14 protein-coding genes and 1 pseudogene are annotated in these 16503 nt (G+C 70.5%); 13 read left to right on the forward strand and 2 right to left on the reverse strand.

What is annotated here, in order from left to right; all coding sequences use genetic code 11:
* The first annotated feature begins 776 nt into the window (after positions 1-776).
* The 12 genes and pseudogenes from OG943_RS09695 to OG943_RS09745 all read left to right on the forward strand — a co-directional run bounded on the left by OG943_RS09695 (position 777) and on the right by OG943_RS09745 (position 13726).
* A complete protein-coding gene (locus OG943_RS09695; RefSeq protein ID WP_328609378.1) occupies positions 777-2168 on the forward strand; it encodes an eCIS core domain-containing protein in 1392 nt (463 codons plus the stop codon).
* 9 nt (positions 2169-2177) lie between these two features.
* Positions 2178-2648, forward strand: a complete 471-nt coding sequence (locus OG943_RS09700) for a phage tail protein (RefSeq protein ID WP_328609379.1) — start codon at positions 2178-2180, stop codon at positions 2646-2648.
* A gap of 26 nt (positions 2649-2674) precedes the next feature.
* The gene (locus OG943_RS09705) at positions 2675-3172 is read left to right on the forward strand and encodes a phage tail protein (RefSeq protein WP_328609380.1); all 498 of its coding nucleotides are present in this window, start codon (positions 2675-2677) and stop codon (positions 3170-3172) included.
* On the forward strand, positions 3169-4104 hold the full coding sequence (locus OG943_RS09710; RefSeq protein WP_328609381.1) for a hypothetical protein: 936 nt from the start codon (positions 3169-3171) through the stop codon (positions 4102-4104). Before OG943_RS09705 ends, OG943_RS09710 begins: the two co-directional genes overlap by 4 nt.
* Positions 4101-6440 (forward strand): phage baseplate assembly protein V, encoded by a 2340-nt coding sequence (locus OG943_RS09715; RefSeq protein ID WP_328609382.1) that lies wholly within the window; start codon positions 4101-4103, stop codon positions 6438-6440. Before OG943_RS09710 ends, OG943_RS09715 begins: the two co-directional genes overlap by 4 nt.
* A gap of 11 nt (positions 6441-6451) precedes the next feature.
* Positions 6452-6856, forward strand: coding sequence for a GPW/gp25 family protein (locus OG943_RS09720; RefSeq protein ID WP_328609383.1), 405 nt, complete (start codon positions 6452-6454; stop codon positions 6854-6856).
* Positions 6856-8808: a putative baseplate assembly protein gene (locus OG943_RS09725; RefSeq protein ID WP_328609384.1), complete on the forward strand. Its 1953-nt coding sequence runs from the start codon at positions 6856-6858 to the stop codon at positions 8806-8808. Before OG943_RS09720 ends, OG943_RS09725 begins: the two co-directional genes overlap by 1 nt.
* The gene (locus OG943_RS09730; RefSeq protein WP_328609385.1) at positions 8805-9350 is read left to right on the forward strand and encodes a phage tail protein; all 546 of its coding nucleotides are present in this window, start codon (positions 8805-8807) and stop codon (positions 9348-9350) included. The genes OG943_RS09725 and OG943_RS09730 overlap by 4 nt, the downstream gene beginning before the upstream one ends.
* Positions 9351-10282: 932 nt before the next feature.
* Positions 10283-11182, forward strand: coding sequence for a zinc ribbon domain-containing protein (locus OG943_RS09735; protein ID WP_328609386.1), 900 nt, complete (start codon positions 10283-10285; stop codon positions 11180-11182).
* 304 nt (positions 11183-11486) lie between these two features.
* Positions 11487-12752: a COG1470 family protein gene (locus OG943_RS09740; protein ID WP_328609387.1), complete on the forward strand. Its 1266-nt coding sequence runs from the start codon at positions 11487-11489 to the stop codon at positions 12750-12752.
* Between the two features lie 382 nt (positions 12753-13134).
* Positions 13135-13278 (forward strand): annotated as a pseudogene (locus OG943_RS48305) (phosphotransferase); the annotation flags it as partial.
* A 253-nt stretch (positions 13279-13531) separates the two neighbouring features.
* On the forward strand, positions 13532-13726 hold the full coding sequence (locus OG943_RS09745) for a hypothetical protein (RefSeq protein ID WP_328609388.1): 195 nt from the start codon (positions 13532-13534) through the stop codon (positions 13724-13726).
* A gap of 154 nt (positions 13727-13880) precedes the next feature.
* Here the strand turns inward: OG943_RS09745 and OG943_RS09750 are convergent, their stop codons facing one another.
* Both OG943_RS09750 and OG943_RS09755 read right to left on the reverse strand, forming a co-directional pair.
* Positions 13881-14642: a hypothetical protein gene (locus tag OG943_RS09750; protein ID WP_328609389.1), complete on the reverse strand. Its 762-nt coding sequence runs from the start codon at positions 14640-14642 to the stop codon at positions 13881-13883.
* A gap of 268 nt (positions 14643-14910) precedes the next feature.
* Complete coding sequence (locus OG943_RS09755; RefSeq protein WP_328609390.1) at positions 14911-15759, reverse strand: alpha/beta fold hydrolase; 849 nt, start codon at positions 15757-15759, stop codon at positions 14911-14913.
* A 110-nt stretch (positions 15760-15869) separates the two neighbouring features.
* Here OG943_RS09755 and OG943_RS09760 point away from each other — a divergent pair, with 110 nt between their 5' ends.
* Complete coding sequence (locus OG943_RS09760; protein WP_328609391.1) at positions 15870-16442, forward strand: TetR/AcrR family transcriptional regulator; 573 nt, start codon at positions 15870-15872, stop codon at positions 16440-16442.
* The last annotated feature ends 61 nt before the right edge of the window (positions 16443-16503 follow it).

Raw genomic sequence — 16503 nt, forward strand, 5'->3', positions numbered from 1 at the left:
CGCCCTTGTCCCATCGTGTACCGGCACCGGGAGGTCCGGTCGAAGAGCCGGCCCGCCCGGCGATCCGGCCGCCACTCCTGCTTCGCAGTTCGGCTGCGAGTGCCGCGGAAACTGTGGCGGTAACGGAATCGACCGTTCCCGGCCATTCCGGCCCGTTGTCCAGGGTCGGGCCGGAGGCTCCGGTCGCCGGACCGGAGGAGACCATCCGGCGCTCGGGGCCGGGGGAGCCCGTCGTTGCTCCGGTCGAGCCGATCGAGGCGGCGTCCCCTGCTGCCCCAGTCTCGGCCGGCCGGTCTGATTTGGTCGCCCGGCAGGCAGAGTCGCTCCAGTCCGGGCCGGAGGTTCTGGCTGCGGCGTCTGCCGTGGCGGACGGGCCGGAACGGGCGACCGAGCCGGTCGCCGGACCGGCTCGGCTGATCGAGCCGGCGTCCTCCGGCCCGGCGTTGCCTGACTCGGAATCGCCTGGCCCGGTGTTGCCGCTCGATCGGCCGATGATCGAGTCCGATCGGCCGGGGACAGCGAGGCCGGATTCCCCGCCACCGCCACCTCCACCGGCCTCGACTCGGGCTCCGGCCGAGGGATCCGATTCGGCTACTCGGCAACCAGAGCCGCTCCGGACGATCGCCCGCCCGACCGAGCCGGTCACGGAGGCCGGTTCCTCCTCGACGACACCACCCACGCCGCCCCGAACACCTCCAGCGTCGTCAGACCGACCGGAATCGGGCGACCCGATTCGCGATCAGTCCATCGACGGGCCCGGTTTCCCGGATTCCCCCATGACAGGACCGGCGCAGCCTGCCGCGTCGGGTTTCCCGGATTCCGCCACGGCCGGACCGGTGCAGCCGATCGCTCCCGGCTTGTCGGCCCCACCGGCCGCGCCCGGCTGGCCGACATTGCCTGCCACGCCTGGGTTGTCGGACCCGCAGGCCCTACCCGGTCGGCCGACTCCACCCGCCGGCCGCAACCTCCCCACCGTCTCGGCTGCTCGAAGGAACCGCCCCAGCCCGGCCGACCGCCCCAGCCCGGCCGACCGTGCCAATTCAGCCGACCGAGCACGGTCCCCGGACCACCCCTCACCCCGTCCGACCACCCAGACCAAGCCCGACCGGCCACGCCCTCCCTCTCTCCTCGCGCCCTCCGCCCAACCGCAGCTCGCCGCCGGGGTCACCGGCTCGCTGCGCCGGGCGGCCGAGGCGGTCGTCGACACTGTGGTGCCGGCTCCGTTGATCGCGCCCATGAAACGGGCGCTGGGGATCGACATCTCCGACGTGCGGGTCCGCCGCGGTGAGGAGGTGTCGCTCGCCGCTCGGTACCTCGGCGCTCGCGCCTTCACTGCCGACGAGGTGGTGCATCTGCCCGACAGCGCCGGGCCCGTGGAGGGAGGCGATGCCGCGCCGCTGCTCGCGCACGAGCTGACGCACGCCGCGCAGCAGCGGCACTTCGGGGCCGCGCTTCCCGGACCCGAAACAGCGGCCGGACGGCGGCTGGAGGCCGAGGCGGTGACGGTGCAGCAGTGGGTGGCCGAGGGAATGGTCGGCGAGCCGCCGGTCGTCCGCGGCCACTCCGCGCCGGTGCAGCTCGCGCGCGAGGACTACGACGATCTCGACGACGAGCCTGACGACGACTTCGACGAGGACATCAACGAGAGCGACCTCGACAAAGCCCGCCGCGTCAAACGCCTCCAGCGGCAGGTCGATCGGGACCGGGGCGGCGGGTCCGGGTTCCAGGTGGGCTGGGACGAAATCCCCGACCTGTCGCTGAGCGGCATTCTCAACCGTCGCGGGTCGACCGCCGGCGAACCGGAGGGGTGGCACGAAGTTCCGGACGTGTCACCACAAGGCATACGCGACATGGCGGAACGGATGCGGCGAGACGTGCAAGAGCCGCCACCCAGCCAACGGCGAGGCGGCGTACGCGAGCCACCAGGGGACGGGCCAGGGCCAGGGCAAGGGCAAGGGCCCAGCGCAGGCGAGGAATCCCCAGCGCTGAGCCTGGCCGAGGTCGTCGAAAAAATCGCCGAAAACCCGCCCCGCCGCTGGATGGACCTGGACGACCCGGATCACTTCGAGGAGATCTCCAACCGGGTCTACAACTGCCTGCTGCCCCGGCTCCGGTTCGACGTGCTCGTGGAACGCGAGCGATCCGGCACGCTGATGGATTTCCGCTGAGGAGGCGCGATGCGTTACACGGCCACCAATTCCGTGGCGTTGGCCCAGGGCACGGCCAACCAGTTCGTCGTCACCACCGGTTCGCGGGAACTGGGCGCCTGGGCCAGTGCGTCGGACCTGGAGATCAAGTGGGACAAGGCCGAGCACTGGGTCGGCGATTCCGACCGGTACTTCAAATACGCCGGAGTGGCGAAGTACGAGCCCATCAAATTCACCAGGGCCGCCGACCCGGTCGGCACGAAGTCGGTGCAGGACTGGCTCAACCAGGTGCAGTCGACCGGCGGAATGCCCGAGGACGGCGCGCTGCAGGTCGTCGGCGACACCGGCGCCGTGGTGCTCGAGTGGACGATCCGCGAGATGTTCCCGATCAACTGGAAGATCTCGGGCTTCGACGCGAGCGGGGCCAAGGTCTACATCGAAACGCTCACCGTCGTGCACTCCGGCCTCCTGAGCGCGGCCAACCGGGCCCAGCCGTCCTGAAGACCCTTCAGCCAAAGGAGATTCCCATGCCCCCTCCGGACGCGCCGCTCGCCCTCGGGATGGCCATGCGGTTCCAGGTCGACGCGGGCGACCTGGACCTCGGGCTCTGGTCCTCGTGCAAGGGCCTCGAGGCCAAGGCCAAGGTCCACAAGGCCTACAACCCCGGCAATTACTCCTATGAGCGGATCCTGTTCGCCGACATCAGCTATTCGACGGTGAAGCTCGAACGGGCGATGGAGCAGTCCGCGAGCGCCGCCGTGCGCCAGTGGCTGGAGACCTGGTGGCGGCCCTGGGCCCAGCCGGGCACCAACCCGCTCGGCGGCATGATCGACTTCGGCACGTCGATGACCATCCGGCTGCTCGACGCGCAGTGGCGGCAGGTCTCGTCCTGGACGCTGCGCAACGCCTACCCGGCCGGCTGGTACGGCCCCTCCCTTTCGGCGACCGACAGCAAGGTGGCCATCGAGCGGCTCGAAATCGACCACGAAGGGTTCCTCGACCTGGAAGGGATACCGCTGCCGTGACCAAGCTGCCCGCGAAACAGAACATCGCCACCGAGTCCAGCCTGACCAACGCGCTGCAGGTCGGCCGCCAGCTCATCGGGCTGGGCATGGGGGACGTGCCGGCCTCGCTCTCCCCGGTCGTCACCTCCGCCGACAGCTTCAACGGCGGGCTCCCGATTTCGTTCTCGCTCAACCCGAAATCGGTCTCCTTCACCAAGAAGAACAAGACCGAGAGCGACCGCGGGGTGATCGCGACGTCCTTTCAGGACGCGCTCAAGGCGACCAGCAACCGCCGGCTCACGCTCGGCGAGGTGTACATGACGGGCGCCGGCATCACGAGTGTGGTGATCTCGGCACTGGTCGACTGGGCGACACCGTTCAAGCAGCCGATCTCGGCGGCCAGCGCGGCGTGGCTCGGCAACGCGAACGCGCTGAGCGAACTGGTGAAGACCAGTGGCGCGAACGCCCTCAAGGACAGCCTCGGCTCCGGCGGGAGCAACAGCGTGCCGGCCCGGTCCTCCACCCATCAGGCCAGCCCGCTGGCCCGGCAGAGCAAGCTGGTCTACTACCGGCTGCCGATCCTGCGTTTCATGTGGGGCTTCGGCGCCCCGCTGCACAACTGCCTGGTCAACCTCGAGGGTGTCACCGTCGACTACCAGCGGTTCGACTTCACCGGCACCCCGGTCTGGGCGAAGCTCAAACTCGACCTGGTCGAGTACAGCGACGACCCGCCGTTCACCAACCCGACCTCCGGCGGCCGGCCGGGCCGCACCAAGCACGTGGTGACCCAGGGCGAGAACGTCATGCAGATCGCCAACCGGGCCTACGGCTCGCCGAACGCGTGGCGGCTGGTCGCGGAGGCCAACGGCATCGACGACCCGCTGCGGATCAAGCCCGGCCGGACGCTGGCGCTGCCGCCCGTGGACGAGGCGATGGCGGAGGTGACGTCGTGACCGACCCCGGGGAGCACATCGCCAACACCGAGCCCACCGGCAAGCCCGGCATCGTCGTGGACGGGATGCCGTTGCCGGACGCGCTCGCCTCGCGGCTGCTGCGGGTCGTGGTGGACAACGACCTGCACCTGCCCGGCATGTTCGAGCTGACCTTCATCGACATGACCGGCCAGACCACCGCGGAGGCCGGCATCGTGATCGGCTCGGCGATCACCGTCGTCGGCGCGGGGCAGGACGGGGAGCCGAGGACGCTGATCGTCGGCGAGGCCACCGCGATCGAAGGGCAGATCCAGGGGGTCACCATCCGCACGGTGGTGCGCGGGTACACCGGCGCGCACCGGCTGCAGCGGGCCCGGCGCAGCCGCAGCTTCGTCAACGTCACCGACGCCGACGTGGCGCGGCAGGTCGCCGGCGAGGCCGGCCTGGCGATCGGGCTGGTGGAGGCGACCAGCACCACCCACTCGTACCTGGCGCAGGTGAACCAGACCGACTGGGAGTTCCTGGACGGGCGGGCCCGGGAGATCGGGTTCGAGATGGGAGTGGCCGACGGGCTGTTCTACTTCCGCCCCGGCACCCACAGCCTGCTCGCGGCCGGGGGCCACACGGCCGGCATGGTCCGCAGCGCCGTCGCCGAGGTGGTCGACGAGTCCGAAGCGATCACGGTCGCCTTCCCGGACGACCTGTTCAGCTTCCGGCCCCGGGTGTCGGGGGCCAACGTCACCCCGGACGTCGAGGTCCGCGTCTGGGACCCGATGACCCGGACCGCGCTGGCGCAGAACGCGGACACGCCGATCGACACCGGACCGTCGGCGCTGTCGATGGGCGGGCAGTTCACCGCCGGCGGGCCGATGGCGCAGCTGCGCGGCGCGGCCGACGCCATGACCGGCTCGGTGGATTCGTTCAGTGCCACGGGTTTCGACGCCGGGGTCAACGCGGCCCAGAGCGCGGTCACGGACACCATGTCCCAGGTGACCGGCGGCCTGGTGGGCTCGCCGGTCGGCTTCCTCGGGCCGCCGCCGAGCCTCACCGCGCACGTCGTGGTCGACCAGCCGGTCGCCGACACCACCACGATGGCCACCACCGGCCCGATGGTCGCGAACGCGGTGGCCACGGACTTCGGCAGCACGTACGCCGAGTGCGAGGGCGAGGTCAAGGGCAACGCCGACATCCAGCCGAACGCGACGATCGACGTGCAGGGCGTGCAGTCGATCTTCGCCGGCACCTGGCAGGTGTCGCGGGCCCGGCACGTCTTCGACGACTCGGAGTACGGCTACCGCGTGATCTTCTCCGCCCACGGCCGGCAGGACCGCACCGTGCTGGGCCTCACGTCGAAGGCCGGGCGCAGCTCGACACGGAACCCGGTGCTGGAAGGCGTTGTCTGCGGCGTGGTCAGCGACTGCGCGGACCCGCTCGGCAAGGGCCGCATGAAGGTCACGCTGCCCTGGCTTTCCCCCACTTTCGAAACCGATTGGGCGCCGAACATCCAGTTCTGCTCCGGCCCGCGCAGCGGCGCGATCTTCATGCCGGAGATCGGCGACGAAGTACTGGTGGCCTTCGAGTTCGGTGACGCGCGGCGCGCCTACGTCCTCGGCGCGATGATGAACGACTTCACCGCGTGGAGCATCGCGCAGTCCGGGCCGATCTTCGCCGGCGGGCTGGGCGGGCTCGCCACCGACGGCGTCGGCCTGGCCGCGCAGGCCGCCGGGAGCGCGCTGGGCTCCGCGCTGCTCCCGATGGCGGGGCCGCTCGGCGGGATGATCGGTGGTGCGATCGGCAGCCAGGCCGGCAAGGACATCGGCAACGAGGCGGTCCAGTCGGTGTCCGGGACGACGATCGTGCCCGGCATGGTCAGCGAGGTCCACCACCGCGGGTTCGTCTCCAGCACGGGAAACGCGCTGCTGTTCTACGACGTGCCGATGATCCCGCCCCTGCCTTCGGCGGCCGACGCCGGCTCGGTGACCGGTGAATCGGTCGACGCCGGGGGCGGCACCGGGTCGGCGGGCCTGCAGGCCGTGCCACCGGGGGTCGGCGCGATGGGCTCGGCGGTCCGCGTGGGCTCGCAGAGCGGCGAGATCGGGCTCACCGTCGACCAGGTCAGCGGCGGCGTCAACCTCACCGCGAGCCCGGTGCCCGGGGTGACCACCATCCCGATCCCGAACATCAACATCATCGCCGAGAACGGCTTCGTGAACATCGGCGCCGGCGCCGAGGGGACGATGCTGATCGACGGCGGCATCAACCTGATCATCAAGGCCACCGGGGCCATCACGCTCGACGCACCGATGATCAACCTGCTCGGGCTGCCGCTGGTCAACGGCGTCCCGATCCCGCTCTGAGAGGCACAAGGGTGAACGACGACGATTTCATCGGCCGCGGCTGGGCCTTCCCACTGGGCGTCACCGCGAACGGCACCATCGCCACCATCGGCGGGCCGCGCAAGCTGGAGCAGGCGATGGCCCTGGTCCTGTCCACGTATCCGGGCGAGCGGCCGTTCCGCCCCGAGTTCGGCTCCCGGCTGCGCGACTTCGTCTTCGATTCCGCGACGCACACCGTGTTCTCCGGGATCGAGGGCGAGGTGCGCCGGTCGCTGACCGTCTGGGAGCCGCGCGTGCTGATCAGCGACGTCGTCGTCTACCCGCACAGCGACCAGGAGAACGTGCTGCTGATCGACATCAGCTACCGGGTCAAGGGCGAGAACGACCAGCGCAACCTGGTGCATCCCTTCTACACCATCCCGGACGAGGGGGAGTGATGGCGCTTCCCGCCCCCCGGCTGGACGACCGCCGGTTCCAGCAGTTCGTCGACGAGGCCAAGCGCTACCTGAAGCAGCGGTGTCCGGAGTGGACGGACCACAACGTGTCCGACCCCGGCGTGACGCTGATCGAGACGTTCGCGTTCATGACCGAGCAGCTGTGCTACCGGCTGAACCGGGTGCCCGACCGGCTCTACGTGAAGTTCCTCGAACTGCTCGGCCTGCGCCTGCTGCCGCCCACGCCCGCCCAGGCGCCGATCACGTTCTGGCTGTCCACCCCGGCGCGCGCGCCGCTGGTCATCCGGGCGGGCACGAAGGTGTCGACCACCCGGACCGAGAGCGAGGAGTCCATCGTCTTCTCGACCCTGGCGGACCTGCCGATCGGGCCGACCGCCATCGGCGCGGTCCGCCGGACGACCGGCCGCGACGTCGCCAGTGCCGACCAGACACCGGCTTTCGAGGCAGGGGAGGAGTTCGCCGCCTTCGACGAGCCGCCGCACCTGGACGACGCGCTGCTGATCGGGCTGACCGAGCCGGCGCCGAGCTGCGCGGTGCGGATCGACTTCCTGGGCGACAGCGCGGGCGTCGGCGTCAACCCGCTGCACCCGCCGCTGGTCTGGGAGGCGTGGACCGGGGACAGGTGGACCGGGTGCGCGGTGACCACGGACGAGACGGGCGGGCTGAACCGCTCCGGCCGGATCGTGATCCACGTGCCCGGCGGCCACGAGACCAGCATGATCGAGGACCAGCGGGCCGCCTGGGTGCGGGTCCGGGTCGTCGAGCCGCTGCCAGGGCAGCCCGGCTACAGCTCGTCGCCCGTGGTGCGCTCGCTCGCCGCGGCCACGGTCGGCGCCACGGCCAAGGCGCTGCACGGGGAAATCGTCGAGTTCGAGGAGCTGGGCGAATCCGAAGGCGTGCCCGGGCAGCGCTTCCGGTTGAGCCGCGCGCCCGTGCTCGGCGGTGAGCATCCCGCCGTGCTCGAGGTCGCCGTGGACGACGGCTGGCAGGAGTGGTCCCGGGTCGAGAACTTCGCCGGCAGCAGCCCCGAGGACCGGCACTTCGTGCTCGACCCGGTGGGCGGCGAGGTCGAGTTCGGGCCCGCGGTACGGCTGCCGGACCGGAGCCTGCGGCAATACGGCGCGGCGCCGCCCCGCGGGGCACTGGTGCGAATGCGGCGTTACTACTGCGGTGGCGGACTCCGCGGCAACGTGGCCCGGCTGGCCGTGGACACCTTGAAGGGCTCGATCCCGTTCGTCTCGGGAGTCGTCAACCTGCACCCTTCCGTGGGCGGCGTCGACGGCGAGACGTTGGAGGAAGCCAAATCCCGGGGACCGATCATGCTGCGCACGCGCAGCCGCGCGGTCACCGCGGAAGACTACGAGGCGATGGCCATGGAGGCCGCGCCCGAGGTCGCCCGCATCCACTGCTTCACCGCCGGCGAGGACGACGTGCCCAGCGGCGCGGTGAAGGTGCTCGCGGTGCCGGCCGCGGCCCACAAGAACGGGCAGCTGCTCTTCGCCGACCTGGTGCCGTCGGAGGGCACGCTCGAGCGGATCGCGGAACGGCTGGAGGACGTCCGGCTGGTCGGCACCCGGGTCCAGGTCGAGCCGCCGCGCTACCGGGGGATCACCGTGGTGGCCCGGCTGATCGCGCGCACCCGGCTCGACCCGGACGAGATCCGGGCGCGGGCCCTGGACGCGCTCTACGGCTATCTGAACCCGCTCACCGGCGGGGAAGGCGGCACGGGCTGGGAGTTCGGCCGGCGCGTGTCCCACGGGGAGATCTTCGCGCTGCTGCAGTCGGTCCAAGGCGTCGACGTGGTCGAAGACGTCCGGCTCTACGGCGCCAACCCGGTCACCGGCGAACGCGGGGGAGAGGTGACCCGGCTCCCGGTCGGCCCCGGCGGGCTGGTCTTCTCCTACGACCACCAGGTCCGGGTGGAGCGGTCATGACCGCCGTCGAGCGGTGGACGCCGCCGCTGCCCTCGCCGTACCCGCTGATCGGCTACTTGCCCGCGGTGTACGGGGAAAGCGAGGTCGCGGTGCGCTGGACCGAGGCGTTCGACGACGTCCTCGCGTCGCTCATCAGCACCATCGACTGCGTGCACGCCTACATCGACCCGCTGCTCGCGCCGGAGGAGTTCGTCCGCTGGCTGTCCACCTGGTTCGGGGTGCTGCTCGACGAAAGCTGGCCGATGCCCGCCCAGCGCGCCGTGGTCGCCGAAGCGGTGGAGCTGTTCCGGATGCGCGGCACCATGGCCGGCCTGCGCCGTCACCTGGCCGTGGTGGTCGACGGCGAGGTCGAGATATCCGAAAGCGGCGGGACCTCCTGGTCTCTGCGGCCCCGGCCGGAGCCGCCGACCGACGTCGAGCACTGGGTCCGGGTGGTCGTCCGGCCGCGCTGCCCGGAGGCGCTGTCCGACGCGGCGGTGGCCGCGGTGATCCGCGCGGCCAAGCCGGTGCACGTCAGCCACTTCCTGGAGGTGATCCGATGATCGTCTGCACGATGTGCGGCAACCAGAACGACGACAGCTCCGCGTTCTGCGGAGACTGCGGGAAGTTCCTGGAATGGAACGGCGAGCGGGTCGCGCCGCCTCCCGAGGTCATCGTCGTCGTGGAGGAGCCGCCGGTTGCGGTGGAGGAACGGCTGACCTGGTGGCAGCGGGTGAGCCGGCGAGTCCGGTCTTGGCTGCCCGCGCGAACGTACGTGGAGACGCCCGAGCCGGTCCACGCGGCGACGGCGGTGGCCGCCTGGTCGGTCGGCGACGTGCCGGTACCGGATGCGGAGACTGGTGGGACAGGCGGGAAGGGTGTGCCTCCGGTGGGTGTGGGGAAGGCTGTGCCGCCGGTGCCGCCGGGTAAGGCTGTGCCTCCGGTGGGTGGCGGGAAGGCAGTGCCGCCGGTGCCGCCGGGCAAAGCTGTGCCGCCGGGCGCTGGTAAGGCCGTGCCTCCGGCGCCGCCGGGAAAGGCCGCGCCTCCAACGGGGGCAGGCAAAGCTGTGCCGCCAGTGCCGCCCGGAAAGGCCGCGCCGCCACCAGCGGCTGGTATGGCCGTGCCGCCGGGGAAAGCTCCGGTTCCGCCAGCTGCTGGCAAGGCGCCGCCGTCTCCGGGTGCTCCTCCGGCTCCGGGCACGGCATCGCCTCCGTCTCCACCTGCATTGGGTAAGGCTGCGCCTCCACCGCCCGCGCCCCCGTCCGCGCCGGGCGCGCCGCCGTCCGCACCGCCCGCGCCCCCGTCCGCTCCGGGCGCGGCCCCGTCTCCGCAGGGCGCGCGTAAGGCGGCTCCGCCACCTCCGCCTTCCGGGACGGGCAAAGCACCTCCGCCGCGTCCCGGGACGAGCGGCCCCGCCGCCGGTGCCGGGCCGAAGGGCGCGACGCCGTCCGGAACCGCTCTGCTGCCCGGAACGGCGCCGACCGGCCAACGCGCCGTGGACCCGGAACTGGTCGCGTCGCTGGCGCAGCCCGTGACCGGTTTCGCCGAGGCGCGGCCGGAGCAGCCGCCGGAGCTGGCGCCGGCTCCGGCGATCAAGAAGACCAGGGCGATCGTGCGGACGAAGCCCAGCCGCAGGCTGGAGCCGGGTGACCTGGTCTGCGCCGTCTGCGGCGAGGGCAACCCGCCCACCCGCAACTTCTGCAGCCGCTGCGGCGAGTCGCTGGCCGACGCGGGAACGGTCCGGCTGGTGTGGTGGCGGCGGATCTTCCGCCGCCGTCCGAAGCGGCACCCGGCTGGGACCCGGCCGGGGCAGAAGGGCACCAGGGAGCACCGGACGTGGCAGTGGAAGCACTCCCTGCGCCGGGTGCGGGCGGCCGTCCTGCTCCTCGGGGTGCTGATCGGGCTGCTTTACGCTTTCTACCCGCCGTTCCGGGCCACGGTGATCGACAATTCCGTGGCGCTGTACCGCAAGGTGGTGCCCACCCTCGACCCGGTCCGCCCGGCGGTCGTCCAGGCGGACGCGATGATGCCCGGCCACGGCCCCAACCTGCTCGTGGACACCTACAAGGACACGTACTGGGCGGCTTCGCTGGCCGGGAAGAAACCGAAGCTCACCATCCGGTTCAACGACAGCTACCTGTTGCGCAGCATCATTCTCCACTCGGGCGCGAGTGACGCGTTCGCCAAGGACGGGCGCCCTTCGATCCTGCGGTTCACCTACAACACCGGCAAGAGCGAGAACGTGCTCCCGGAAGACAGCCCCACGGCGCAGACGATCGACCTGAAGAACAGCACCCTGGTCACCTCGGTCACGGTGGAGGTCATCGACGTCTACAACGGGACCGACCCGCAGACGGTCGCGATAAGCGAGCTGGAGTTCTTCGCCCTCAAATGAGAAAAGGATCGAGGAATAGCGGATCCATCTCCGCCGGGTACGAACGAGCGCTCGACAACCTGACCGGAGAGGTACGGGCAATCCGCTGAAGGCAGGCTCGCTTTGAGGATGACCTTGCGTCCGAGTTCCACGATGCCGTCCGCCTCGCGGTAATAAGGGTTCCATTCGGGGTAGCTGCCGCCGCACTTGACCGCCGGGGCAACCGCGAGGGCACAAGTTCTGCCCCTGAGGCCCGTCAATCCTGGACCGGGAAACTGGCTGGGCCCGCGCTGACCGCGCCGCCCCGGCCGGGCACGCTGAACCCATGGCAGTGAGCGCGACTCTGCGTACGACCGAAGTCGAGGTCGCTCCCGGTGCGGCCGCCCGGTGTCATGTGCTGGTGCGCAACAACTCGGCGGTGGTGGACCAGTTCGGGTTCGACGTGCGCGGGGACGTGGGGGACTGGACCCGGATCAAGCCCGAGCACGCCAACCTCATGCCACAGCAGGAAGTCAGTGTCGAGCTGACCTTCGTGCCGCCGCGTTCCCCGGACGTGCTCGCCGGTGAGCACCCGTTCGCCCTGATGGTCTCCTCCCGGGAGGACCCGGCCGGTTCCGTCGTGCAAGAGGGCACGGTCACCGTCTCGCCGTTCACCGAGCACGATGCCGAAATCGTGCCGGTGACCTCGACCGGCCGTCGGGCGGGCCGGCACACCGTGGCCGTGGACAATCTGGGGAACCAGCCGCACCCGGTCGAGATCAGCGCCGCCGACCCGGACGCGAAGCTGACTTTCCGGCTGCGTCCCGCCAACCCGGTGCTGGAGCCCGGCACCGCCAATTTCGTGCGCATCGTCGCCCGGCCGAGGAAGTACTTCTGGAAGGGGAAGAACCGGCGGCTTCCGTTCACCGTCCGGCTGCACTCGCCGGATGCGGACCCGATCGAGATCGCCGCTGCCTTCGAGCAGGGCCCGCTGATCCCGCGCCGGTTCTTCTGGCTCTTCCCGCTGTTGTTCGCGCTGTTGCTGCTTCTGGTGCTGATAGCGACGACGTTGCTGCGGCAACGGCCCGTCTCGGTCGCGGGCCCTTCACCGTCGGCCGCGTCCGCGACTTCCGCCACGTCCGCATCGTCTTCGCCCGCCAGTACGTCGAGCCCGCCTTCCACGCCGAGCAGCTCGGCGTCGGCCCCGCCGACCTCCGCCGCCGGTGCCAACGACCAGCCCGCCGGATCCGGATCCGGCACCTCGACGTCGGCCACGTTCACCGTCGGCGCCGAGGCCTACCCCAACGTCGGCGGCGGCCCGCAGCTCTTCTCCTACGTCGTGCCACCCGGCCCGAGTTATGCGATCACCTCGGTGGTGCTGCGCAACCCGGCTGCGGACACCGGGCAGGTCCAGATCCGGCACGACGACACGGTCGTGGGGACGTTCAGCCTGGCGCAGGTGAACCAGGACGCCCGGGGCCAGCTGACCTTCCGGCCGCAGCCTCCGCCGGTGGTCGCGCCGGGCGAGCGCGTCACCCTGGCCGTCTCGTGCACCAACACCCGGGATCCGTGCACGCCGAGCGGGGTCTTCACGGCGACCCTGGTGCCTTGACCGATCCGCTGGTGGCTTCCGCCCCGCCGGTTCGCGGTGCTGCTCAACGGGCGGGACTGCCAGGATGGCGCGATGACCACCGTGCCGCCGCCCTCCGTCCGGTACCGGCACGGGTGCGCGGCCGCCGGGATCGATCCCGGGTCGCCGGCGCGGCGGATCGTGAGCCATTCGAACGACGTGTGGTCCATCGACGATCCGCGGCTGGGCGCGGTGGTGCTGCGGGTGTCGTGGCGCGGCGACGTCGCCAGGCTCGGCCGCGAGGTCGCGGTGGCGGGGTCGATGCCGGTGACGGTCCGGTACCCGGAGGTGCTCGAACGCTTGTACGCCCCGCTCGAGCGCCGCGGCCGACCTGCTCGGCGAGCTGGCGCCGGTGGCGGGACTGGTGGACGATCCGGCCGCGCACGGTCTGGTCCACGGCGACCTGCAGTTGCGCAACCTGTGGTGGTCGGACCCGGGAACGGTCACGGTGCTGGACCTGGAATGGGTGCGGTTCGGGCCGCCGTTGCTCGACCTGCAGCGGTTGTGCGACGAGGCTGACACGGATGCGCTCACCGGCGCCGACACTCACCGGGATGTGGTGCGGTGGCTCGAACTGGGCCGCCCTGCCCTGACCTGCGGTCGAACTCCGTGCGAAAGGCGCCATCAGGGCCGGCAGCACTACCAGAATGCTGGCTCGAATGAGCCTAATTTATCCTTAAGTTTCCCGCCATCGTCCCCGTGCCGCCGTACTGTGGAGAAACGAGTTCGCAGGGTGGAATGGTCAAGCGTGAGGGGGAATCATGCTGGAGGCATTTGTCATTCTCGGTGGAATCGTCATCGTCCTGCTCGTGGTGGGGCTGATCGTGGGCTCGAAGGACGTCGGCCGCAGGGGGCAGCCGATCGCCGGGGGCAACGGTCTTGGCCAGGCCGGGCGGGACAAGACCGACCCGCGTCGGGAGGCCGGGTACCTGTTTTTCAGCCAGCCGTGGAGCTGACGGCGTAATTCGGGCTCGATCCGCATTGATCCGGATTGATCCGTCGCGGTGCGGAGTACCTCGGGTATCGGGATCGGCCCGATACCCGAGATGGTCACCGAACTCGGCACGGCCGGAATGGTGCGGCCGTAACCGGGCGTTCTGGGTCAGGTGTCTAGCCGATGCAGCCGGGGACGGGGGAGGGGCTGCCGGTGCAGTTGGTCGCGACGTTGGCCGTGACCGTGGAGGTGTTCATCGTCGCCGAGCCTGCGACGTAGTAGATCCCGCCCGGATTCACGGTGGCCGTGTTGGTGTTGACCACGCTGCTGGTGAGGGTGAGCGTCCCGTTGACGCTGGCGATACCGGCGGCCTGGCCTGCGGTGTTGGCCTTGACCGTGCTGCTGGTGAAGGTCGCCGCGGCCGGTGTGCCGGTGCTGTAGATGCCGCCGCCGATGCCGTCTGCGGCGTTGCCGGTGAGTGTGCTGCCGGTGAGGGTCACCGCGCCGAAGTTGAGGATGCCGCCGCCGTTGTTCTGGCCCGTGGTGGCCGCGTGGCCGCCGCTGAGGGTGACGGCTTTGAGGGTGATGCCGCCGGCGGGGGCGGTCTGGGCGATGCGGAACGCGGCCGCCGTCGCGGCGCGGGTGATGGTGTTCGCGTTGCCTTCAAAGGTGATCGGTGTGGTGACGATCGGCAGGCCGGACGGGCCGTGCACGCCGTCGTTGCCATGGCTGGTGGTGAGGGTGTAGACGCAACCCGGGGTCAGCGTCACTGTCCCACCGCCGGCGGCATTGGCCGCGGTGACCGCGGTGACGAGTGCCGTTTCGCTGCAGGCAACGGACGCGGGCTGGGCCTGCGCCGCCACGGGAAGCAGGACACCGGCGCCGGCGGCCAGAACGGCCGCGCCGCCGAGGGTGAGCATGGTGCGGTTGTGCCGCATGAGAACTTTCCTGGAACTGAGGCCGATGGTGGAGGAGCAAGAAGCTCAAACGTCCCCGCAGGAGCGGGCACCGGCGGCCGAGATACAACCACGTTGAATGTTACGCCGGTTTTGGGGAAATAGATAGCCCGCCATATAATCTGCGAAAATGTAGATTATATGGCGAGCGCGATTATCTGGAAAACGGGCCGCGTCCGGTTGAAATGTCGCCATCTTCCACGGATATCTGGCTTGGCTTGAAGGGCAGGGCTTGCCCCGCCGCCGGGGATCAGCCGAGAAAAGTGTTGACCTCGGTGGCGAACTCGGCCGGATACTGGAACAGGAAACCGTGTCCGGAGTCCGGGTAGATCTTCACCGTGGCGTGGGGGAGGTGCTTGCCGAGCAGTTCCGTGTTTTTGGTCGGCACCATGACATCGTCGTCGCCGTTGGCGACCAGGACTGGCTGCTTGATGGCGGCCAGCCGGTTCAAGCGCGTGGGATCCGGCACACCCCACTTGGTGATGGCGTCCAGCTCCGCGTCGCGAGCGCGAAGGTCCACCGGTGCGTCGCGGTCCTCTTGGCGGGTGAAGATCCGCTGGATGAATTCCCAGCCTTTCGCCGTACTGGCCTCGATGGGCGGGAAGAAGAGCGACACCAGGTCGTCGCCGCTGGGCTCGTCGACCGTGGCCGCGGCGGAGACCGGCGGGGTGAATCCGTGCATGTCCTCGCCGCCCTGGGGGCCGGTGCCGGCCAGGACGAGCCGCCGCACGAGCTGGGGCCGGATCAGCGTGACCTCTTGGGCGACGAACCCGCCCAGCGAGAAGCCGAGCAGATCGATGCGGCGCAAGCCCAACGCGTCGGTGAACGCGAGGATGTCCTGTGCGCTGGCGGTGACGTCGGCGCGCGGACGGCCGTTCGATCCGCCGACACCCGCGTAGTCGACCAGGATCACTTCCCGCTGTTCGGCGATCGCGTCGACCAGGCTGGGGTCCCAGTTGTCGAGGTTGCCCCGGAAATGCTGAAGGAACAGCAGGGGCACGGCGTCCGTGGTGGCGTTGCCGAAGCGGCGGTAGGCGTAGCGGATGCCGTCGGCCGCGTCGACGGAGAGGTTGGGCGCGGTGAGCTGGCTCGTGGTCACGATGAACTCCTCTGATAGATGATGGCCATACTCTATGTCGCCCTGGCCGGATATGGCAAGCGATAGATGTCGACCTTCATCTATACTTGAGGGGATCGAGAGGAGCTGTCGTGGGACGAGCATCGCGAGCGGACGCGGCCAAGCATCGCGACGAGGTGGTCGAGGCGGCGTCGCACCTGTTCCGGGAACGGGGCATCGCCGCGGTGAGCGTGCCCGAGCTGATGGCCGCGGCCGGGCTGACGCACGGCGGCTTCTACCGGCATTTCGAGTCGAAGGACGCGCTGGCGGCCACCGCCGTCACGGCGGCCTTCGACGGCCGGAGCGCACAGATCGAGCAGGTCGCCGCCGACCACGAGGACGACCCCGCGGCCGCGCGCCGGATCTTCCTGGACGACTACCTCAGCGTGGCGCATCGCGACAGCGCGGGGGACGGCTGCCCCAACGCCGGTCTGGCAACGGAGGTCGCGCGCTTGCCTGAGGACAGCGAAATCCGCACCGCCTACACCGACGGCCTGCACCGGATGGCGTCCGCGATCGGCAAGGTCGGCACAGGCGACGAAGGGGAGGCTCTGGTCGAGCTCTCGACCCTGGTCGGCGCGATGGTGCTGGCGCGGGCCGCGGCCGGAGACGAGATTTCCGAACGGATTCTGCGCGAGGTGCGCGACAGCCTCGACCGACGCTGACCGGGAATCGGGGACCAGATCGGCGGAACCCGTCGACGAAGTCGGTACGTCGCCGGGCCCG

This window comes from Amycolatopsis sp. NBC_00345, from assembly GCF_036116635.1.
Classification (GTDB): Bacteria; Actinomycetota; Actinomycetes; order Mycobacteriales; family Pseudonocardiaceae; genus Amycolatopsis.